Here is a 1,843-nt window from a genome sequence, read left to right on the forward strand (position 1 = left end):
GCCGTCCGCGGCCGCGGGATCCACGAGCACGAGGAGCGCGCCCGTGTCGGCCCGCCACGCCGCCACCGTGCGGGGCCGGCCGCCCACCGGGTGCTCGACGGCCCAGGCGCCGCCGCGATCCGCGCCGTCGAGGCTCGCGAGGATCCGGTCGAGCTCGGCGATGGTGACGTTCTCCACCACCTCCGCCTCGCCCGCCTTCTTGCGCGGACGGCCGGTGCAGTCCTCGGTGAAGATCACGAGCGCGCGGTGCGCGACCACGGGCTGCAGCAGTCCGGACAGCGCCTCCGCCACCTCCTGCAGCGGCGCGGCGAGCGCATCGTGCAGCCCGTCGAGGAGCGCGACCGGGAGGAGCCGCGGGAGCTCGGCGGGGCGGGCGACAGGGTGGGTGCGGGAGACCATCCCGCCACCGTACGCCCACCCCATCCGGCGTCCCGGCGGGCTCCGCCCACTCGGACGGGTAGGTGGATCCATCCGTCGGGTGGGCGGCGCGCGCGGCCGGGGAGGGGCACGATCGTCACGTGACCGACTCGACGACCGCCCCCCGTCCGATCGGCGACGCCCCCGTCGACGTGGCCGCCGCCCTCCGCCTGATCTCCGAGGAGGGCACGCGCGTCGCCCAGGCGCTCGCCGGCCCCGACCTCGCCGCCCGTCTCGACGAGGCCGCGCGCGAGGTCCGCGCGGGCCGCCGCGTCCTCACCCTGGGTGCGGGCCGCTCCGGGCTCGCCCTGCGGATGACCGCCATGCGGTTCATGCACCTGGGCCTCGACGCGCACGTGGTCGGCGAGGCCACCTCGCCCGCCATCGAGCGCGGCGACGTGCTCGTCGTCGCGAGCGGATCCGGCACCACGACCGGCATCGTCCGCGCCGCCGAGACCGCCCGCGACGTGGGCGCCCGCATCGTCGCGCTGACGACCGCCGAGGACTCGCCGCTCGCGGACCTCGCGGACGTCGTCGTGCTGATCCCGGCAGCCGCCAAGCAGGACCACGAGGGGACGGTCTCGGCGCAGTACGCCGGCGGCCTGTTCGAGCTCAGCGTCGCCCTCGTCGGCGACGCGGTGTTCCACGCGCTGTGGCAGGCGTCGGGCCTCTCGGCCGACGACCTGTGGCCGCGCCACGCGAACCTCGAGTGACCATCGGTCGCCCGATCCCCCCACCCCCACGAACGCACCACGACAGGAAGAGGAACCGCATGAAGCTCCAGGTAGCCATGGACGTGCTCACCATCGCCGACGCTCTCGAGCTGGCCGGCAAGGCCGCGCCGCACGTCGACATCATCGAGCTGGGCACCCCGCTCATCAAGGCCGAGGGCCTCTCCGCCATCACCGCCATCAAGGAGGCGCACCCCGACAAGATCGTCTTCGCCGACCTGAAGACGATGGACGCCGGCGAGCTGGAGGCCGACATCGCGTTCTCCGCGGGCGCCGACCTCGTCACCGTCCTCGGCGTCGCGGGCGACAGCACCATCGCCGGTGCCGTGAAGGCCGCCCGGAAGCACGGCAAGGGCATCGTCGTCGACCTCATCGGCGTCCCCGACAAGGCGAAGCGCGCGAAGGAGGTCACCGAGCTCGGGGCCGAGTTCGTGGAGATGCACGCGGGCCTCGACGAGCAGGCGGAGGACGGCTACACGTTCGGCGACCTGCTCGAGGCCGGCACGGCGTCCGGCGTGGCGTTCTCGGTCGCGGGCGGCGTGAAGCCCGGCACCATCGGCGACGTGCAGGACGCGGGCGCGGTCGTCGCCGTGGCCGGCGGCGCGATCTACTCGGCCGACGACCCGGCCGCGGCCGCCGCCGAGCTGCGGGCCGCCATCCGCTGACGCACCGCATCACCCGGGCGCCGCGCACCC

2 protein-coding genes and 1 pseudogene are annotated in these 1,843 nt (G+C 75.3%); 2 read left to right on the top strand and 1 reads right to left on the bottom strand.

Annotated elements, in window-relative coordinates; translation table 11 throughout:
- A pseudogene (locus Q6969_RS15340) lies at nt 1–399 on the bottom strand (LuxR family transcriptional regulator); the annotation flags it as partial.
- Nucleotides 400–518: 119 nt separating this feature from the next.
- Here Q6969_RS15340 and hxlB point away from each other — a divergent pair.
- Together hxlB and hxlA are read left to right on the top strand one after the other, a co-directional pair.
- Entirely contained in the window at nt 519–1,130 is a 612-nt protein-coding gene (hxlB, locus tag Q6969_RS15345; protein WP_317231220.1) for a 6-phospho-3-hexuloisomerase, read from the top strand.
- 59 nt (nt 1,131–1,189) lie between these two features.
- A complete protein-coding gene (gene hxlA, locus Q6969_RS15350; RefSeq protein ID WP_104290842.1) occupies nt 1,190–1,813 on the top strand; it encodes a 3-hexulose-6-phosphate synthase in 624 nt (207 codons plus the stop codon).
- The last annotated feature ends 30 nt before the right edge of the window (nt 1,814–1,843 follow it).

The organism is Clavibacter sp. MX14-G9D, assembly GCF_032917815.1.
Taxonomy (GTDB): domain Bacteria; phylum Actinomycetota; class Actinomycetes; order Actinomycetales; family Microbacteriaceae; genus Clavibacter; species Clavibacter michiganensis_K.